Origin of the sequence: Martinezella tropici (assembly GCF_008370325.1) — a bacterium.
GTDB classification, from domain to species: Bacteria; Pseudomonadota; Alphaproteobacteria; order Rhizobiales; family Rhizobiaceae; genus Rhizobium; species Rhizobium tropici_B.
Window position 1 is genome coordinate 1 of the sequence record NZ_VNIP01000012.1, and the last position, 16,466, is coordinate 16,466.

Here is a 16,466-nt window from a genome sequence, read left to right on the forward strand (position 1 = left end):
GGCCCCGCCTTGGCGCTTACACCAGCCGGCCTACACGAGCAGCTTCTTCTTCAGCAGGACATAATCATTGCAATTGCCGGCGCCGTCGTCCGGATAGGTCCACCAATTGATGATGCCGAGCTTGTAGATGCCGTAGTGGTCGTCGTCGCCGACGCCCTGGATCTCGCGATTGACCAGGCTGTTGATCTGCCGCAGCTGCTCCTTGTGCTGGCTGTCGATGGCGATAGTTTCTTCGCTCTTCCGGCCAGCTTCGCATTCGGCGGGCTGCGCCTTGCAAAAGCTGGTCCAGCCGACCGGCACGCTTGCATCCGTTACCACATGGGCGAACTGATGCGGATGCATTGTGGTGATGTTTGCCACTGGTTTTGCGGTTGTGGCCGTCGAAAACAACAGACCGGCAACGAAGAGAAAGCTTGCAGCGACTAGGAACGAACGCATACTCGGCTCCATGAATTGGGTTCATGAAATCCGATGCGGTCAAATTTATTCGAAAGAAGACTGTTCGCATTTTAGCGAACTGGTTCTTTTTGAACTTCTGCTCCTCAATCGAGGCGAGAAGCACCAAGTCGATGGCTCCGCTAAGAGCGGCTAAAGCTGCCATCCATCAAGCGGAGATCGTACTTCGATCCTGTCTGGCGATGCAGCGATGGAATTATGGTTGGCTAAGAACCGAAATATTGATCAAGCACTTCGCTGGCCGCGCCATCCATGCGGACTTTCCCGTGCTCCAGCCATATCACTCTGTTGCAATTTTTCGCCAGAAGCTCTTTTGAATGGCTTGCCACTACCAGGATCTGGGTCTTTTCGACGAGCTCGTTCAACCGCTGGTTGGCTTTTGCCTTGAATCCTTCGTCGCCAGTCGCCAGCCACTCATCCATAATCAGGATTTCGGGTTGCAAAATGGTGGAAATCGAAAACGCCAGTCGCAATTGCATGCCGGTGGAATAGGTGCGAACGGGCATATCAAGGAAGTCGCCCAACTCGCTGAAATCTTCAATTTCCTGCAGCCTTCCTTTCATCTCATCCTTTTTGAAACCGAGCAAAGCGCCTCGAAGAAAGATATTCTGGCGTCCGGTCGCTTCCGGATCGATTCCAAGCGAAATGTTGATGAGCGACGTACATTTTCCCTTTATCTCGACCTCACCTGAGGTCGGTGCATAAACGCCAGTCAGCACGCGCAAAAGCGTCGTCTTGCCGGAGCCATTGTGGCCTATGAGACCAATGCGATCATGCTCGTGCAATTCCAGATTAATATGATCAAGCCCGCGAACGACTACGACACCGCCGCTTTCGGAGTTGATGGAACCTCCGGTCGCCATTTTCATCATGCGGTTTTTGAGTGACCTGCCGCGTGCGTTGTAGATCGGAAAGTCGACTGTGACGTTCTGAAGAGATATGGATGTCATGATTGCCTGTGTTTCTTGAATGCAGGTTTGTTGGTCACAGCCAGTAGGCGATGCGCGCCCTGTATTTTCTCAGTAGCAGAAGCGTCAAGGACCAGCCAGCGACGGCAAGGCAAGCACAGGCAATCCAGCTGGTAGCCGTAACGCTTTGTCCCAATAGCGGATTCCTGATCACCGAAATTAAGTGGAAAAACGGGTTGTAATCGAGCATGGCATGCGATGCCCGCTCGGGCAAATGCTCCGGCATCCACATGATCGGCGTGACATACATCATGACCTGCATGATGTTCTGTACGATCTGGATCAGGTCGCGATATCGGGTGCACAAGATCGCCAGCATCAGTGCGATCCAGGTCATATTCAGTGTCACGAGGGCGAAACCTGGCACCGCAAGCAAAGCGGAGAAACCAATTGACTTCCAGAATATCAGCAGAACGATCGGGAATATGACGAGATTATGCGCCAGGATAACGGTATTTCTATACCACACCCTTAAGATATATGTAAAAAATGGTATGTCGAGCTGAAGTATAGTGTCGCTGCTCGAGATAAAGCCGGAGCAGCCTTCGCTGACGATCTGTGTGTAGTAGCCCCAGAATATTAGGCCAACGCATATAAAGGGGAGAAACTCGTTCATCGGACTGTTGAAGATCGTGCCGAAGACGAGTCCTAGCGCACCAATCAACACACCCATGTTGATCGTCAGCCAAAATGCTCCGATCCGGGATCGCCTGTAGCGTTGAGCAACATCCTGCCATCCGAGCAAAGCCGCCAAGTGGAAGTTTGCTAGCGCCTCTGTGACGTCCCACACAGCGTCGTGATAGGACATCCCGTTTTTTGCTATTTTCAGATTTCTCACAGACAACCCATTTTTCCAGCTTGGTCTTTTGCCTCAGCACCAAAGACATGCGATCTTTTTAAGGCGAAGCCCTAGCAAAGCATGGAAAGCGAGAATAGCCCCCTCGGGCGAATTAGCCGAAAAACCGTCACACAGGAGGTCGCTACGGACTACCGATAGAGGTAAGGCTTGACGCAGTGAGGCCCCAGAGTATTCAGAGCCGCGCCTCCATTGAACCGGACAGTTTTATTCGACAGATCCTAAAGGTGGGCTGACTGCATGATATCGGCTGCCGAACGCATTGGCAGTTCAATCCAATGCGGTTTCGAATCCGGCATTTATACGCTAGATAGCAGCGTCGTATTTTGCTGATTGGCATTGCGGTCGACGACGGTTCGCACAGCAGGAGGATGCAAGTCTCTGTGTCGGACCCTACGGGATCATTGGGGAACGCGTGGGAGGCTTTATGATTGACGATATTCTCGATCGGATGACGCTTGAAGAGCAGGTTTCGCTACTGTCGGGCGCCGACTTCTGGACCACGGTGCCGGTCGAACGTCTCGGCGTTCCGAAGATCAAGGTCACGGATGGTCCGAACGGCGCGCGCGGTGCGGGCTCGCTGGTTGCCGGCGTCAACGCTGCCTGCTTTCCCGTCGCCATCGCGCTTGGGGCCACATGGAATCCAGCGCTCGTCCAGCGCATGGGCGTGGCGCTCGCCGGCCAGGCCAAAAGCAAAGGTGCATCGGTGCTCCTGGCGCCGACGGTCAATATTCACCGGTCCGGCCTGAATGGCCGCAATTTCGAATGTTATTCGGAGGACCCAGTGCTGACGGCCGAACTCGCCGTCGCCTATATCCAGGGCGTCCAAGGCCAGGGTATCGCCGCCACCATCAAACATTTCGCGGGCAATGAATCCGAGATCGAGCGTCAGACGATGTCCTCGGATATCGGCGAGCGAGCCCTTCGCGAAATCTATCTGCCGCCCTTCGAACAAGCGGTGAAGAAGGCGGGGGTCATGGCTGTCATGTCCTCCTATAACAGGTTGAACGGCACTTATACCAGCGAGCATCCCTGGCTATTGACCAAGGTTCTGCGAGAGGAATGGGGTTTCGACGGCATCGTCATGTCCGATTGGTTCGGCTCGCATTCGACGGCGCCAACGGTCAATGCAGGTCTCGATCTGGAAATGCCCGGCCCGACGCGCGATCGTGGCGACAAGCTTGTGGCGGCTGTGCGCAATGGCGAAGTCAAGGCCGAGACAGTGCGCCAAGCCGCGCGCCGCATTCTGACGCTGCTCGAGCGCGTGGGCGCTTTTGAAAAGGCGCCCGATTTGAGCGAGTATGCGCTGGATCTGCCGGAGGACAGGGCTCTGATCCGCCAGCTCGGGGCCGAAGGCGCAGTTCTTTTGAAGAACGACGGCATTCTTCCCCTGCAGAAAACAGGGCTTGGGCATGTGGCCGTCATCGGACCAAATGCGGCCGAAGCCCGTGTCATGGGCGGCGGCAGCGCCCAGATTGCCGCGCATTATAAAGTCAGCCCGCTCGAGGGCATCCGCGAGGCGCTGTCGAATGCCAACAGCATTCACTATGCAGCAGCCTGCCGCAACAATCGGCTGATCAACGTCTTCTCTGGTGAGATGCGGGTCGAGTACTTCAAAGGCCGCGATCTTGCCGGCCCCGTAATCGCCACCGAAACGGCTGACAAGGGCGAGTTCTTCTGGTTCGATCTGCCGTCTTCCGAGCTTGATCCCAGCAATTTCTCTGCCCGCATGACGGCCTCCTACGTTCCGGCGGAAAGTGGCGAGCATGTATTCGGCATGACCAATGCAGGCCTCGCCAGGCTCTATGTCGATGGCAAGCTTGTCGTGAATGGCCATGACGGCTGGTCGCGCGGCGACAATTATTTCGGAACGGCCAATGCCGAGCAGCGGCAGGCTATTCATCTTGAGGCCGGCCAGCGATATCAGATGACCGTCGAATATTGCTCGCCGGCGACGAGCGAGGAGGGGATCAACCTGACGGCGATCCGTTTCGGCGTCGAAAAGCCGCTCGGTGAGGCCGATATGCTGGATGCTGTCGCAAAGGCTGAGAGTGCCGATATCGTCCTGCTCTTTGTCGGTCGTGACGGCGAATGGGATACCGAAGGGCTCGATTTGCCCGATATGCGCCTGCCCGGCCGGCAGGAGGAGCTGATCGAGCGCGTGGCAGCCGTCAATGCCAATGTCGTCGTCGTATTGCAGACAGGCGGTCCCATCGAAATGCCTTGGATCGGCAAGGTCAGGGCCGTGTTGCAGATGTGGTATCCCGGCCAGGAGTTGGGGCATGCCGTTGCCGATGTGTTGTTCGGCGATGTCGAGCCCGGCGGCCGCCTGCCGCAGACCTTCCCGAAGCGCCTGTCAGATAATTGCGCCATGGTTGGGGATCCGCAGGTTTATCCCGGTAAGGATGGGCATGTGCGATACGCCGAAGGCGTCTTCGTCGGCTACCGTCATCATGATACGCGCGGTATCGAACCTCTGTTTCCTTTCGGCTTCGGTCTCGGCTACACGCGCTTTTCCTGGGGCGAGGCAAAAGCCTCGGCAACGCAGATGGCCGCAGAAGGTATCGCCGTTATGATCGACGTCACCAATATCGGCGAGAGAACGGGCTCGGAACTCGTGCAGCTTTATGTGCGGGCAATCGATTCCACGATCGAACGTCCGGAAAAGGAGCTGCGCGCCTTTGCCAAGCTGCGATTGGCGCCCGGCGAAACGGGCACGGCGTCATTGGTCGTACGGCTCCGTGATCTCAGCTATTTCGATGAGGCGACGAAGACCTTCCGCGCGACCGCCGGCCGCTATGAACTCCTTGCCGCCGCCAATGCTGCCGATATCCGCTCGGCTGTGACGATCGAGCTTGTAGATGAGTGGATCGGCGAAACCGGCGATCGTTGGATTTGACGTTGCGGGGCGGTGTCGTGCTGCCCCGAGAATAGCGATGGGGCGTAAGACATGCGCTCCGGGATGACCGGCCGGCATGCCGTTGCGTTCGAAATAGACCTAACGGCGACGCATGCGTTGTGGCGGGACCCGCCCGGAGAATGGTGATGCTTCGTCCTCGTCGGTGGCCGTCATTTGAAAGATCTGCGCGACCGGCTTCGGGCGCCCAAGGAAGAAGCCCTGTGCTTCGTCGCAGCCTTCAACGCGCAGGATTTCCAGCTGGTGATCGGTTTCCACGCCCTCCGCCAGAACCGGAATCTCGAGGCTCTTGCCGAGTGTCAGCACAGCGCGGACGATCGCCTTTGCCTGGATGCTCCGGTCCACCTCGTTCATGAAAGACCGGTCGAGCTTGATCTTGTCGAATGGGAATGAGCGCAATGTGTCGAGCGACGAATATCCGGTTCCGAAATCATCGATGGCGATGGTGACGCCGAGCGCCCGGATCTGCCGCAGCACATGCAGTGTGCGGCTCTTGTCGGCAATGATGGTGGACTCGGTGATTTCCAGTTCCAGCCGCGTCGGCGACAGGCCGGTTTCGAGAAGGATCGAATGAACCAGCCTGGCGAGATCGGCGTGGGCGAATTGTACCGGCGAGAGATTGACGGCGATCTTGTAGGGCTTGTCCCATGATGCGGCCTCCCTGCAGGCTGTGCGCAGTACCCATTCGCCGATGACAAGGATCGTGCCGCTCTCTTCCGCGATCGGAATGAATTCCGAGGGTGGCACGGCGCCGTGCTCGGGGTGATGCCAGCGGACCAGAACCTCGTAGCCACAGATCTCGCCGGTGCTGACCGAGGTCTGCACCTGATAATGCAGTTCGAGTTGATCCAGCTCGACGGCGCGGCGCAGATCCTGCGCCAGCGTATGCCGGGCGCGCGCCGCTTCATCCATTTTGGACTCGTAGAAGCAGACCGCGCGGCCGACATCGGCCTTGGCGCGATACATGGCGAGATCGGCATTGCTGACCAGGCGCTCCTGATCGATGCCGTCATCTGGATAGACGGCGACGCCGATGCTCGCGCCGGTCGCCGTTTCGAAATCATCGATGCGGATGGGTTCGAACAGGGTCTTTTCCAGGCGAGCCACGAAATCCAAAAGCTCGCTTTGGTTCTGGAACCGTTTGGCTGCAGCGAACTCGTCACCGCCGACACGTGCGACGAACTCTCCATCCTTGACGAGACGCGCAAGCCGCCGACCGATTGCCTTGAGGGCCTGGTCGCCGGCCTTGTGGCCACGCAGGTCGTTGATTTCCTTGAAGCGGTCGAGATCGATGCCGATCACAGCAAGCTTCGCGCCGTCTTCCTCGGCATGCTGCATTTCGCCCTGAAGATAATTGGCAAAGCTGCCGCGATTGGGCAGGCCGGTCAGCAGATCATTCAATGCCATATGCTGGAGCTTCTGGATCGATTCGCGCGAGGCGCGCTCATCGATCATGTAGCTTGCGACACCAGTGCCGATGATGATGAGCCCGCCGCCGGCGACCGCTACGGCCATGGCTTTCAGCGCATAGGAATCGGCAAGTCCGGCGCCGGTTACCAGGGGTGTGACCGATACGGCTGTCATCGCCGTAAAGTGAAGCGACACGACGGCAACGACGAAGAGGCCGAGTGCCGCAAGTCCCGAAAAATGCGAAGGGCGGCGGATCGCTTGATGATGGGCAAGCGTAGCGAAGATCACCGAAAACACGACGGAGGCGACGACATAGCTCTCATTCCACTCGACAATGCCATCGACGTGATAGGCCATCATGCCGGTGTAGTGCATGGCGACGATCGCAAGGCCGACGATGGCGCCCCCCAATTCCGGCGCCACCCGCGGCAGGCTGGACAGAGCGATTGCGAAACCGAATGCACAGCCGATCACGGCTATGAGAAAGGAAGCCATGGTGAGGATCGGATCGAAAGTAACCGGCGCACCGACCTCATAGGCCAGCATGGCGATGAAATGCGTGCACCAGATCGAGGAGCCTGCCGCGACGGCTGTCAGGAAAATCCATCCGCCCCGTTGAAGGTCGCGCGTCTTTCCTGCTTGCCGCAACAGGCCGAACGTAATCCATCCGCCGCTGACGCAGACAAATGCTGCAAGAAGAACAAGCCACAGATTATGCTCCGTGAAAATGCAGGAAAGAACGCGCACGCAAAAAATCCCAATTATGGTCAATAGGTGAGGGGAGCCCTTAACCAGGGCAGCCGTCTAAAATCAATGCCACTGCTTTCGCGAGTAAATTCTGAAAATCGGGTAAAGATACTTTCAGCAAAACGGCGACAGGGGCGTTATCTCACGTTCAGTCCTGCCGGGGTTTCCGATGTCGCCTGCACTATTTTTTCGCGTAACCGCCGATTGCAATTCAAGCGCGCCTCGTTTCCGAACAAAAGAGGTTTTTATTTTCGTTCTGCCGCCAGATCGTTTCGCAAACATAACTTGGACTTTGGTAAATTTTCCATGGATATTAACAATATAAAATAGAGATATTGCTTTTATCTGAATTTCAATATTTCCGTGCGATACTATTAATTAGTATATCTGAAAATGATAATACTTGAAATCGGCGAATGTTTTGAGAATGCAACTTGTATAATAGAGAGCTTGCTTGGTGAAGAAATTCTGGATCCTCTCGCAGTCGTTCGATGCAATGTATAAGCTTTTGCGAAAGTTGCTCGCCGAGAGAGCGGGCAATTTTGGGATAACGACTGCCCTGGTCGCTGTTCCGCTGATCGCGGCAGGCGGCCTGGCGCTGGATGTCACCAACGCCATGCTCGTCAGGACGGAATTGCAAAACGCTGCGGATGCAGCCGCGGTCGGTGCAATCGCTGATTCATCGCCGGCGGTTGCTGCTGCCATGGCGATGACGACGGACGGCACCGTCACGATCGGTCAGGATGATGCCAACAAGCTCTTTCTGGGTCAGGCGTCCGGCGATCTTCCAAGCACGCCTGTCAATGTCAATGTCGCGGTGACACGCACGGGAAACATCGTCTCTTCGACGGTCAGTTTCTCGGCCAATGTGCCGACCACGCTCAGTCAGGTCATCGGAAAGACATCCATTCCCGTGAGCGGTTCCGCGTCCGCGCAGTATCAGACGGCAGTCTTCATGGACTTCTATATGTTGCTGGACAATACGCCTTCCATGGGGATCGCCGCTACCTTGGCTGATATTCAAAAGATGGTGACAAACACGCCGGATAGCTGCGCCTTTGCATGCCATATTCAAAAATCAACGAACGACTATTACAATCTTGCGAAGAATGTACTGAAAATCAATACGCGTATCGACGTCGTTCGCCAGGCGACTCAGTCGCTGACCGATACCGCTGTGAAGAACCGAGTGACATCCGATCAGTACAGAATGGCCGTCTATACATTCGGCGCTGACGCCACGCAAATTGGCTTGACCAACGTCTCGCCGCTTTTGTCCGATATGGCGCAGGTTAGCAAAGCCACCAGTGCGGTGGACCTGATGGCTGTTCCCAAACAAGGCTACAACAACGATCAGGATACGAGTTTCGATACGATGCTGACGCAGCTCGCGCCGATCATCGGCACCGGCGGCAGCGGAAAAACCAATGCCGACCGTCAGAAGGTCCTCTTCCTTGTCACTGATGGCGTCGGTGACAGCAATAAGCCCACCACCTGCACCAAGCCGACCACGAACGGACGTTGCCAGGAGCCGCTCGCCACTGCTTTCTGCCAGCCGCTGAAGAATCAGAACATCAAAATCGCTATCCTCTACACGACCTATTTTCCTCTGCCGACCAACGGCTGGTACAATCAATGGATCGCGCCCTTCCAATCGCAGATAGGGACCAATCTGCAAAGCTGCGCCTCGCCTGGCCTTTACTTCGAAGTCAGTCCGACACAGGGCATTTCCGACGCCATGAACGCCTTGTTCCTGAAAGTCATTCGCACGCCGCGTATTACGAGCTGACGGCAAGCAGCGCGATCGCCAACGCGCGGAGACGATCTAGGCCACAGTAAGCGATTTGATCAGGCCCACGATTTTTTGACGTGTTCTTGCATCCTTGATCTTTGCAAAGGCGCGATTGAGTTCGACGCCTTCCTCGGATGAGAGGAACCTGACGAGGTCGTTCTTGAGCGCATGTGCCTCATTCGCCGAAACATGGCCGCTCGACGTCGGATTGTCGAAGAAATGCGAGATCGGAACGCCGAGGCTCTCAGCCACGCGTTGCAAACGACTTGCACCGACGCGGTTGGTGCCTTTCTCATATTTCTGCACTTGCTGGAACGTCAGATCCAGCTTTTCAGCCAATGCCGATTGGCTCATGCCTAGCAAGCGACGTTGCGCGCGGATGCGCTTGCCAACTTCTATATCGACGGGACTGGGGAGTTTTCTTCCTGGGCTATCTTGCACTGGTTCCTCGTGTCTTAACCATGAAACCGCCCATCAAACCTGGGGGAGCCGATGGACGGAGGCCGCGAAACTTCTCAATCGGGATCTTTGCGGAGCCTTCCGTCTATGACTGCCGGGCGCCATGAAAAACGGCAACGTCAATTCGCCTCGATAGAGGCAGAGCCATCTGTTTGGTGCGCATTCGGTACAATAGCTGCGCAATCTGACTATCCCCGAAAGGTTCTGACGCTCAAAAGCGCTCCCGCTTAACCGGCGGCCGACTCGCGGCCGATATGCCGTACCGTGTCGATAAAGGCCCGGAGCTTTGGCGCCAGCTCGGCGCGACGCGGGAAATAAAGGAAAAGGCCAGCCTCGGTGACAGCATAGTCGCTCAAGAGCTGAACAAGCCTGCCGGATCCGATTTCCGGCTGCACCAGCGGTTCGAAGACATAGGCCAGCCCCACGCCGGCCAATGCCAGTTCGATTGCCGAGTGCGATTCCGTGACGATCGCCTGGCCACTCACCGTAACCGCGACATCCCGCCCATTCTCCACGAATTCCCATTGGTAGAGACCGCCGGAACGCATGAGGCGGTAGCCGATGCAATTATGGCTGGAAAGATCGGCAAGCGTGTTCGGGCGGCCGAAACGTCCGATGTAGCCGGGGGAAGCGACGATGACCGATCGGAAAGGCGGGGTGAGGCGGACGGCCACCATATCCTGTGCAATCATTTCGCCGATACGTATGCCGGCATCGAAACCTTCGGCGACGATGTCGGTCAGCCGCTCATCGGAGAAGATTTCGACCTCGACTTCCGGATAGCGCTCGCCCATGGCGGCTATCACGCGGGTGAGTGCAAGCGGCAGGCAAACGCGAGACGCATTGATACGCAAGAGGCCGCTCGGCCTTCCCTTGACGGCCTTTATACGCTCGATGCGCTCATGGATGTCCTGCAGCGCCGGCGTGATGGTGCCAATCAGGCTCCTGCCTGCCTCGGTCAACGCCACGCTGCGCGTCGTGCGCGCAAAAAGCGGCTGTCCGAGCCTTTCCTCCACCAGCCGCACCGCATGGCTGACGGCCGATGCGCTCATTCCCAACTCACTGGCAGCGGCAGCGAATCCACCTCGGCGCGCAACCGCGGCGATAATAGGCAGGTGTGGCAGCAGATCGCGATCCATTCATGCAAGATATCGCATAATGCATGCAAATTAAATGACCTTATCGAATGACTCAAAAGCAGCGAACTTAGATGCATCACAAATTGCTACGGGCTCGCTCGATCGTCGAACTCGGGCCTGGATGGCAAAGAGGAGCACAGTGATGAGCATGGAGTTTTACACGCTTGGCAACAGCGGCCTGAAGGTGACGCGGCTTGCCCTTGGCACCATGACGTTCGGCACGGAATGGGGCTGGGGATCGGACAAGGCGGCGGCACGCGCCATCTTCGATGCCTATGTCGATGCCGGGGGCAATTTCTTTGATACGGCCGATGTCTATACGGGCGGCACGTCGGAGACCTGGCTTGGCGAATTCATCGCCGAACGGGGCTTACGCGATGACGCGGTGATCGCAACCAAGTTCACCATGAACCTTACCGCCCGCACACCGAATGCGGCCGGCAACGGACGCAAGAACATACTCCGGGCCGTAGAGGGCTCGTTGAAGCGGCTCAATACGGATCACATCGATCTCTATCTCATGCATTGCTGGGATCGCCTGACGCCGCCGGATGAGGTGATGCGCACCTTCGACGATCTCGTTCGCTCCGGCAAGGTACTCCACGTCGGTCTGTCCGACGTACCTGCCTGGTACGCCAGCCGCGCCCAGGCCATTGCCGAGCATCGCGGTTACGAGCCGGTTTCGGCGCTGCAGCTCGAATATTCGCTGGCCGAGCGCAATATCGAGAACGAGTTCGTGCCGTTCGGCACGCGCTATGGCGCGGGGATCATGGCCTGGAGCCCGCTGGCAAGCGGCCTCTTGAGCGGCAAATATCGCCCTAGCGGTGAGGGAGAGACGGCGGGCCGGCTCGAGACGGTGCGCGGCACCACCAATCCCGGCTTCCAGAAATTTACCGATCGCAACTGGGCGATCGTTGCCGAACTGGAGAAGGTAGCGGCGGAGCTCGGGCGCAGCATGGCGCAGGTGGCGGTCAACTGGGCGATGACGCAGCCCGGAATAGCCTCTATCATCGTCGGCGCCACGAAGCTGGAGCAATTGAACGACAATCTCGGCGCCTTGGACTTCGTAATACCCTCCGAGCTACGCCGCCGCCTCGACGACGTCAGCGCCTTGCAGCCGAGCTTTCCCTATTCGTTCTTCGGCCCAGAAGTCCAGGGCGGCCTGACCGGCGGTCAACCCGTCGGAGGCAAGCCTGCCGGTTATTATCCGGATTTGAATATCTCCGGACAATTTGCCGGCGTCAGCTAACCCTCTGGCAATCGCCACCAGCGCGCGGGCATTCGCCGGCGTGTTATCGTGAAATATTATGGATGCCTTGTTTCCTCCGAGTTCTGCTGCTACAGACCCGGCGTGGCTTCGAAAGAGCCATGAAATCCGGTCGCAGCCCACCCGGTCAAAACAAGGGATCCTATATTATGAAGACTATCGTCGTCTGCTCCGGCGGATTGGACTCCGTTTCGCTCGCCCATAAGGTTGCAGCCGAACACCAGCTTATCGGTCTGGTCTCCTTCGACTATGGCCAGCGGCATCGCAAGGAACTCGACTTTGCCGCCGCCTGCGCAACGCGCCTCGGCGTCCCTCACCAGATCATCGATATCACCGGTATCGGCAGGCATCTCACCGGATCGGCGCTGACCGACGATGTCGACGTGCCGGACGGGCATTATGCCGAAGAAACCATGAAGGCGACCGTCGTGCCGAACCGCAACGCGATCATGCTCGCGATCGCCTTCGGGCTCGCGGCCGCCCAGAAGGCGGATGCGGTTGCCGTTGCTGTTCATGGCGGCGACCATTTCATCTATCCGGATTGCCGGCCCGGTTTCATCGATGCATTCCAGCAGATGCAGAACCACGCACTCGATGGCTATGCCAGCGTTTCCCTCTATGCGCCTTATGTGACTATCTCGAAAGCGGATATCGTCACGGATGGCGCACGGCATCAAACGCCCTTTGCAGAGACTTGGTCCTGTTACAAGGGCGGAGAACGCCATTGCGGCCGTTGTGGCACCTGCGTCGAGCGGCGTGAAGCCTTCCATATCGCCGGCATCGCGGATCCCACGGATTATGAGGATCCGGATTTCTGGGTGTCGGCGACATCGGGCTTTGTCGCGGCGGAGGTGAAGTGATGTTCCGCATCACCAAGGAGTTTCACTTCTCCGCCTCGCATCAACTCTCTCATCTTCCCGACGACCATCAATGCGCGCGCATGCACGGGCACAATTACATCGTCGTGGTGGAGCTTTCGGCCGACGAACTCGACGGGAACGGCTTTGTGCGTGACTATCATGAACTGCAGCCGCTGAAGCGCTATATCGACAACGAATTCGACCACCGCCACCTCAACGACGTGCTCGGCCACGATCGCGTCACCTCGGAATACCTGGCCAAGCATTTCTACGATTGGTGCAAGTCTCGCCTGCCGGAGACATCGGCGGTGCGCGTCAGCGAGACGCCGAAGACCTGGGCGGAATACCGGCCATGAGCGAAGCGCGCATTCGCGTGAGCGAGATCTTCGGGCCGACGATCCAGGGCGAGGGTATCCTGATCGGCCTTCCGACAATCTTCGTGCGCACCGGCGGCTGCGACTACCGCTGTTCCTGGTGCGATACGCTGCACGCGGTCGACAGTGACTATCGCGATCAATGGCTGCCGATGTCGGTCGATGAGATCTGGTCGGAGGTAACGCGGCTTTCCGGCGGCAAGCCGTTGACGATATCGCTTTCCGGCGGCAATCCCGCAATCCAGCCCCTCGGCCCGCTGATCGCGCATGGTCATGCCGAAGGCTATCGTTTCGCATTGGAAACGCAAGGGAGCCTGGCGAAGGATTGGTTCGCCGAACTCGACGTGCTGGTGCTGAGCCCGAAGCCGCCATCGAGCGGCATGGCAACGGATTGGGGCGCATTCGACGACTGTCTGCGCATGGCGAGCCACAAGCCGCAGGTCGCGCTGAAGATCGTCGTGTTCGACGACGTCGATTACGCCTATGCGCGCGAGGCCGCGTCGCGCTATCCCGGGCTGCCGCTTTATCTGCAACCCGGCAATCACACGCCGCCACCGCCGGAAGCCGACGATGCTATCGTCGATATCGAGGGCATCGTCGAGCGCATGCGCTGGCTCGTCGACAAGGTCAGCAGCGACCGATGGTTCGAGGCGAGAGTATTACCGCAATTGCACGTGCTGATTTGGGGCAACAAGCGCGGTGTTTGAGCCGTTGCGCTCTGGCTTCCTTCGCCCTTGATGCCTTGCGGCCTCAAGGGCCGCAAGGCGGCATCTTACGATTTTTTGCCGTGAGCACTATCGTCCGTGGCCTCGGGCGGCGTTGGCGCGAGTTCGGCATCGAACAGCTTCGACAATGTCTTCAGGATCCGCTGAACGCCGGGGTGGTCGCAGGTGTAATATCTGAATTGCGCCTGGCGGCGCACTTTCACGATACCGGAATGATGCAGCCGCGTCAGATGCTGGCTCAGCGCCGATTGCGATATTCCCAGCTTCTTGGCCAGGCTGTTCACATCCTCTTCGTGGCGTGAGAGGTGAATGCAAACTTCGAGACGTTTGGGATTGGAAAGCTGACTGAGAAGATCTGCATGGTAGATGAGGCGCTCATCTTCTGTGGTCTGATCTGAGTACATGGCGCGGCCGATTCGTTGATGTTTAAACTGCAGAGCCCCGGCCTCGCGCGATGATAAACGCAAAAGTTGCAAAATTATGACAAAGATTATTGCAAAAACGTTGCGCCTTCGCGGAGCAAACGGACCTCCCATTCAGGCCGATCGCCACCGATCAACCTTTCCATAACCGACAACTAGGGTCCTATCGCAGTTTGGGAATATGTCCCGCCTTTCGATTTGCAATTATTCTGTAACAAAATCGAACGAACTGCCTTGTTTTTGTCCGCCTTTTGACATCGGGCTGCTAATTAAGCTGTTTATCTTCTGCTCCAACGAACAGGAGGTAACCATGACCCATAGGGACTTGACGATCGCCGAAGTTCTCAAAGATCCGCTGATCCGCCAGGTCATGCGCGCAGATCACATCTCCGTCTCAAAGATGGAAAACCTGCTCCATGATGCCGCTCGCAGACAGGAGCTTGCCTTGTCGACCAATCTTGCGCCCATTGCGCATGCAGCCGCGCGCTCTGCACCGCAGGTCGATTTGCGTTGATATCATTTACCCTCGACGACAATCGCCGCACCACCGGCGATTGTCGTTGCAACGTTTCCGGTCTCCCGTCTTCCCAGTCTTGACTTCGCGATGCGCCGGATCTGCGCGTCAGAGTGCGCCGCTCCGATTGAGTGAGATCGCATAGACACTGCTCGTCGCCGTGATGAACAGCTTGTGCTTGCCGCGGCCACCGAAGCAGAGATTGGACACGGTCTCCGGCACCAGAATCTTGCCCATGAGATGACCGTCGGGCGCGATGCAATGCACACCGTCGGCGGCCGAAGACCAGAGATTGCCGTCGCTGTCTAGGCGCATGCCGTCGGCGCAGCCCGGTGAAATCGCGTGAAACACTTCGCCACCGGACAGCCGCCAATTTTCGCCGACATTGAAGACACGAATGTGCTGCGAGTCGCTGCCATGCATGCGGCCGGTATCGGCGACATAGAGCTTTTTCTCGTCGGGACTGAAGGCAAGTCCGTTCGGGCAATTGAAATCCGTCAAGACGGCGGCGATCGCACCGGAGGCATCGACACGATAGACATTGCAGGGCAGTTCCTGCTCACTTTTATGCCCCTCGTAGTCCGTCGCAATGCCATAATGCGGATCGCTGAACCAGATGGCGCCGTCCGAGGCGACGATGACATCATTCGGCGAGTTCAGGCGCTTGCCCTGATAGCTGTCCGCAATGACCGTGATCGATCCGTCATAGTCGGTACGCGTTACGCGCCTGCCGCCATGCTCGCAGCTGACGAGCCGGCCCTGACGGTCGCGCGTATGACCGTTCGAAAAATTCGAAGGCTCGCGAAAGACGCTGATGCCGATGCCCGGTACCCAGCGCATGATGCGATTATTGGGAATATCGGAGAACAGCAGGCAATTCAGATCTCCGAACCAGACTGGCCCTTCCACCCAGTCGAACCCCGTGGCGATCTGCTTCACGGGAGCGTTGCCAAGGATGAATTTCCCGAAGGCCGGATCGATGATCTCGAAGAACGACATTATGACAATACCTCCCATAAGGTTACATCTGGAGACCGATGTGTTATCGATAACATATAGAATTGAGTCCGCAAGCGGGAGGATAGTTGCATGAGCCATGTTCTGGCGTCGAGTGTCTTGAGCGACGAAGGTGTGATGACATTGTTGACGGCTGCCATTGCCGCGGCCACCGAGATGGGGCAGCCGCAATGCATCGTCATCGTCGATCAATCCGGCGTGACGCTGGGTTCCTTCTGCATGCGTGGTTCACGCTTCCAGGCGCTTAAAAGTGCCGCGGCCAAGGCGCAGACGGCCGCCTCCATCGGTGCGCCAAGCCACTCCTTGCCGGAACATGCCAGGGTGCCGCTTGCTGTCGCGACCCATGGCGGGATGACGGGCTTGCGCGGCGGATTGCCGATCCGTGTTTCAGGCACGCTTGTCGGCGGCATCGGTGTCGGATCGGGTTCAGGCGAACAGGACGAGCAGGTGGCACGCGCTGCTCTCAAGGAAATCGGCGCCGATCTCGACTAGCGGAAAGACGACCTCCCTTCGATCCCGCGGGCCCGATGGAGATCGCACGGT

General features: G+C 57.7%; 16 protein-coding genes. 8 read left to right on the forward strand and 8 right to left on the reverse strand.

Translation table 11 applies throughout. From position 1 onward, the window contains the following. Positions 1-30 precede the first annotated feature (30 nt). From FP026_RS24445 to FP026_RS24455, 3 genes are all read right to left on the reverse strand, one after another. Positions 31-438, reverse strand: a complete 408-nt coding sequence (locus FP026_RS24445; protein ID WP_149637189.1) for a transglutaminase-like cysteine peptidase — start codon at positions 436-438, stop codon at positions 31-33. Positions 439-662: 224 nt separating this feature from the next. Beyond that, the gene (locus tag FP026_RS24450) at positions 663-1,406 is read right to left on the reverse strand and encodes an ABC transporter ATP-binding protein (protein ID WP_149637190.1); all 744 of its coding nucleotides are present in this window, start codon (positions 1,404-1,406) and stop codon (positions 663-665) included. Between the two features lie 34 nt (positions 1,407-1,440). Next, positions 1,441-2,232 (reverse strand): ABC transporter permease, encoded by a 792-nt coding sequence (locus tag FP026_RS24455; protein ID WP_149637191.1) that lies wholly within the window; start codon positions 2,230-2,232, stop codon positions 1,441-1,443. 475 nt (positions 2,233-2,707) lie between these two features. Here FP026_RS24455 and FP026_RS24460 point away from each other — a divergent pair, with 475 nt between their 5' ends. After that, positions 2,708-5,179, forward strand: coding sequence for a beta-glucosidase (locus tag FP026_RS24460; RefSeq protein ID WP_149637192.1), 2,472 nt, complete (start codon positions 2,708-2,710; stop codon positions 5,177-5,179). 99 nt (positions 5,180-5,278) lie between these two features. Here the strand turns inward: FP026_RS24460 and FP026_RS24465 are convergent, their stop codons facing one another. Continuing rightward, positions 5,279-7,354 (reverse strand): putative bifunctional diguanylate cyclase/phosphodiesterase, encoded by a 2,076-nt coding sequence (locus FP026_RS24465; RefSeq protein WP_149637193.1) that lies wholly within the window; start codon positions 7,352-7,354, stop codon positions 5,279-5,281. A 496-nt stretch (positions 7,355-7,850) separates the two neighbouring features. Between FP026_RS24465 and FP026_RS24470 the strand changes: the two genes are divergently transcribed. Beyond that, entirely contained in the window at positions 7,851-9,143 is a 1,293-nt protein-coding gene (locus tag FP026_RS24470) for a pilus assembly protein TadG-related protein (protein ID WP_149637262.1), read from the forward strand. 36 nt (positions 9,144-9,179) lie between these two features. Here the strand turns inward: FP026_RS24470 and FP026_RS24475 are convergent, their stop codons facing one another. After that, complete coding sequence (locus tag FP026_RS24475) at positions 9,180-9,587, reverse strand: helix-turn-helix domain-containing protein (RefSeq protein ID WP_149637194.1); 408 nt, start codon at positions 9,585-9,587, stop codon at positions 9,180-9,182. Positions 9,588-9,832: 245 nt separating this feature from the next. Further along, positions 9,833-10,744 (reverse strand): LysR family transcriptional regulator, encoded by a 912-nt coding sequence (locus FP026_RS24480; RefSeq protein ID WP_149637195.1) that lies wholly within the window; start codon positions 10,742-10,744, stop codon positions 9,833-9,835. 142 nt (positions 10,745-10,886) lie between these two features. On the opposite strand from FP026_RS24480, the gene FP026_RS24485 reads away from it, so the two are divergent. From FP026_RS24485 to queE, 4 genes are all read left to right on the forward strand, one after another. Further along, positions 10,887-11,993, forward strand: coding sequence for an aldo/keto reductase (locus FP026_RS24485; RefSeq protein WP_149637196.1), 1,107 nt, complete (start codon positions 10,887-10,889; stop codon positions 11,991-11,993). 167 nt (positions 11,994-12,160) lie between these two features. Then, positions 12,161-12,871, forward strand: coding sequence for a 7-cyano-7-deazaguanine synthase QueC (gene queC, locus FP026_RS24490; RefSeq protein WP_149637197.1), 711 nt, complete (start codon positions 12,161-12,163; stop codon positions 12,869-12,871). Further along, entirely contained in the window at positions 12,871-13,227 is a 357-nt protein-coding gene (gene queD, locus FP026_RS24495; RefSeq protein WP_149637198.1) for a 6-carboxytetrahydropterin synthase QueD, read from the forward strand. Before queC ends, queD begins: the two co-directional genes overlap by 1 nt. Next, entirely contained in the window at positions 13,224-13,952 is a 729-nt protein-coding gene (gene queE, locus FP026_RS24500; RefSeq protein WP_149637199.1) for a 7-carboxy-7-deazaguanine synthase QueE, read from the forward strand. Before queD ends, queE begins: the two co-directional genes overlap by 4 nt. Before the next feature lie 65 nt (positions 13,953-14,017). Here queE and FP026_RS24505 read toward each other — a convergent pair whose 3' ends face one another. After that, complete coding sequence (locus FP026_RS24505) at positions 14,018-14,374, reverse strand: ArsR/SmtB family transcription factor (RefSeq protein WP_149637263.1); 357 nt, start codon at positions 14,372-14,374, stop codon at positions 14,018-14,020. A gap of 328 nt (positions 14,375-14,702) precedes the next feature. On the opposite strand from FP026_RS24505, the gene FP026_RS24510 reads away from it, so the two are divergent. Beyond that, entirely contained in the window at positions 14,703-14,906 is a 204-nt protein-coding gene (locus FP026_RS24510; RefSeq protein ID WP_149637200.1) for a hypothetical protein, read from the forward strand. Positions 14,907-15,014: 108 nt separating this feature from the next. Here FP026_RS24510 and FP026_RS24515 read toward each other — a convergent pair whose 3' ends face one another. Then, entirely contained in the window at positions 15,015-15,905 is an 891-nt protein-coding gene (locus FP026_RS24515; RefSeq protein WP_149637201.1) for an SMP-30/gluconolactonase/LRE family protein, read from the reverse strand. Positions 15,906-15,995: 90 nt separating this feature from the next. Between FP026_RS24515 and FP026_RS24520 the strand changes: the two genes are divergently transcribed. Next, positions 15,996-16,415, forward strand: a complete 420-nt coding sequence (locus tag FP026_RS24520) for a heme-binding protein (protein ID WP_149637202.1) — start codon at positions 15,996-15,998, stop codon at positions 16,413-16,415. The last annotated feature ends 51 nt before the right edge of the window (positions 16,416-16,466 follow it).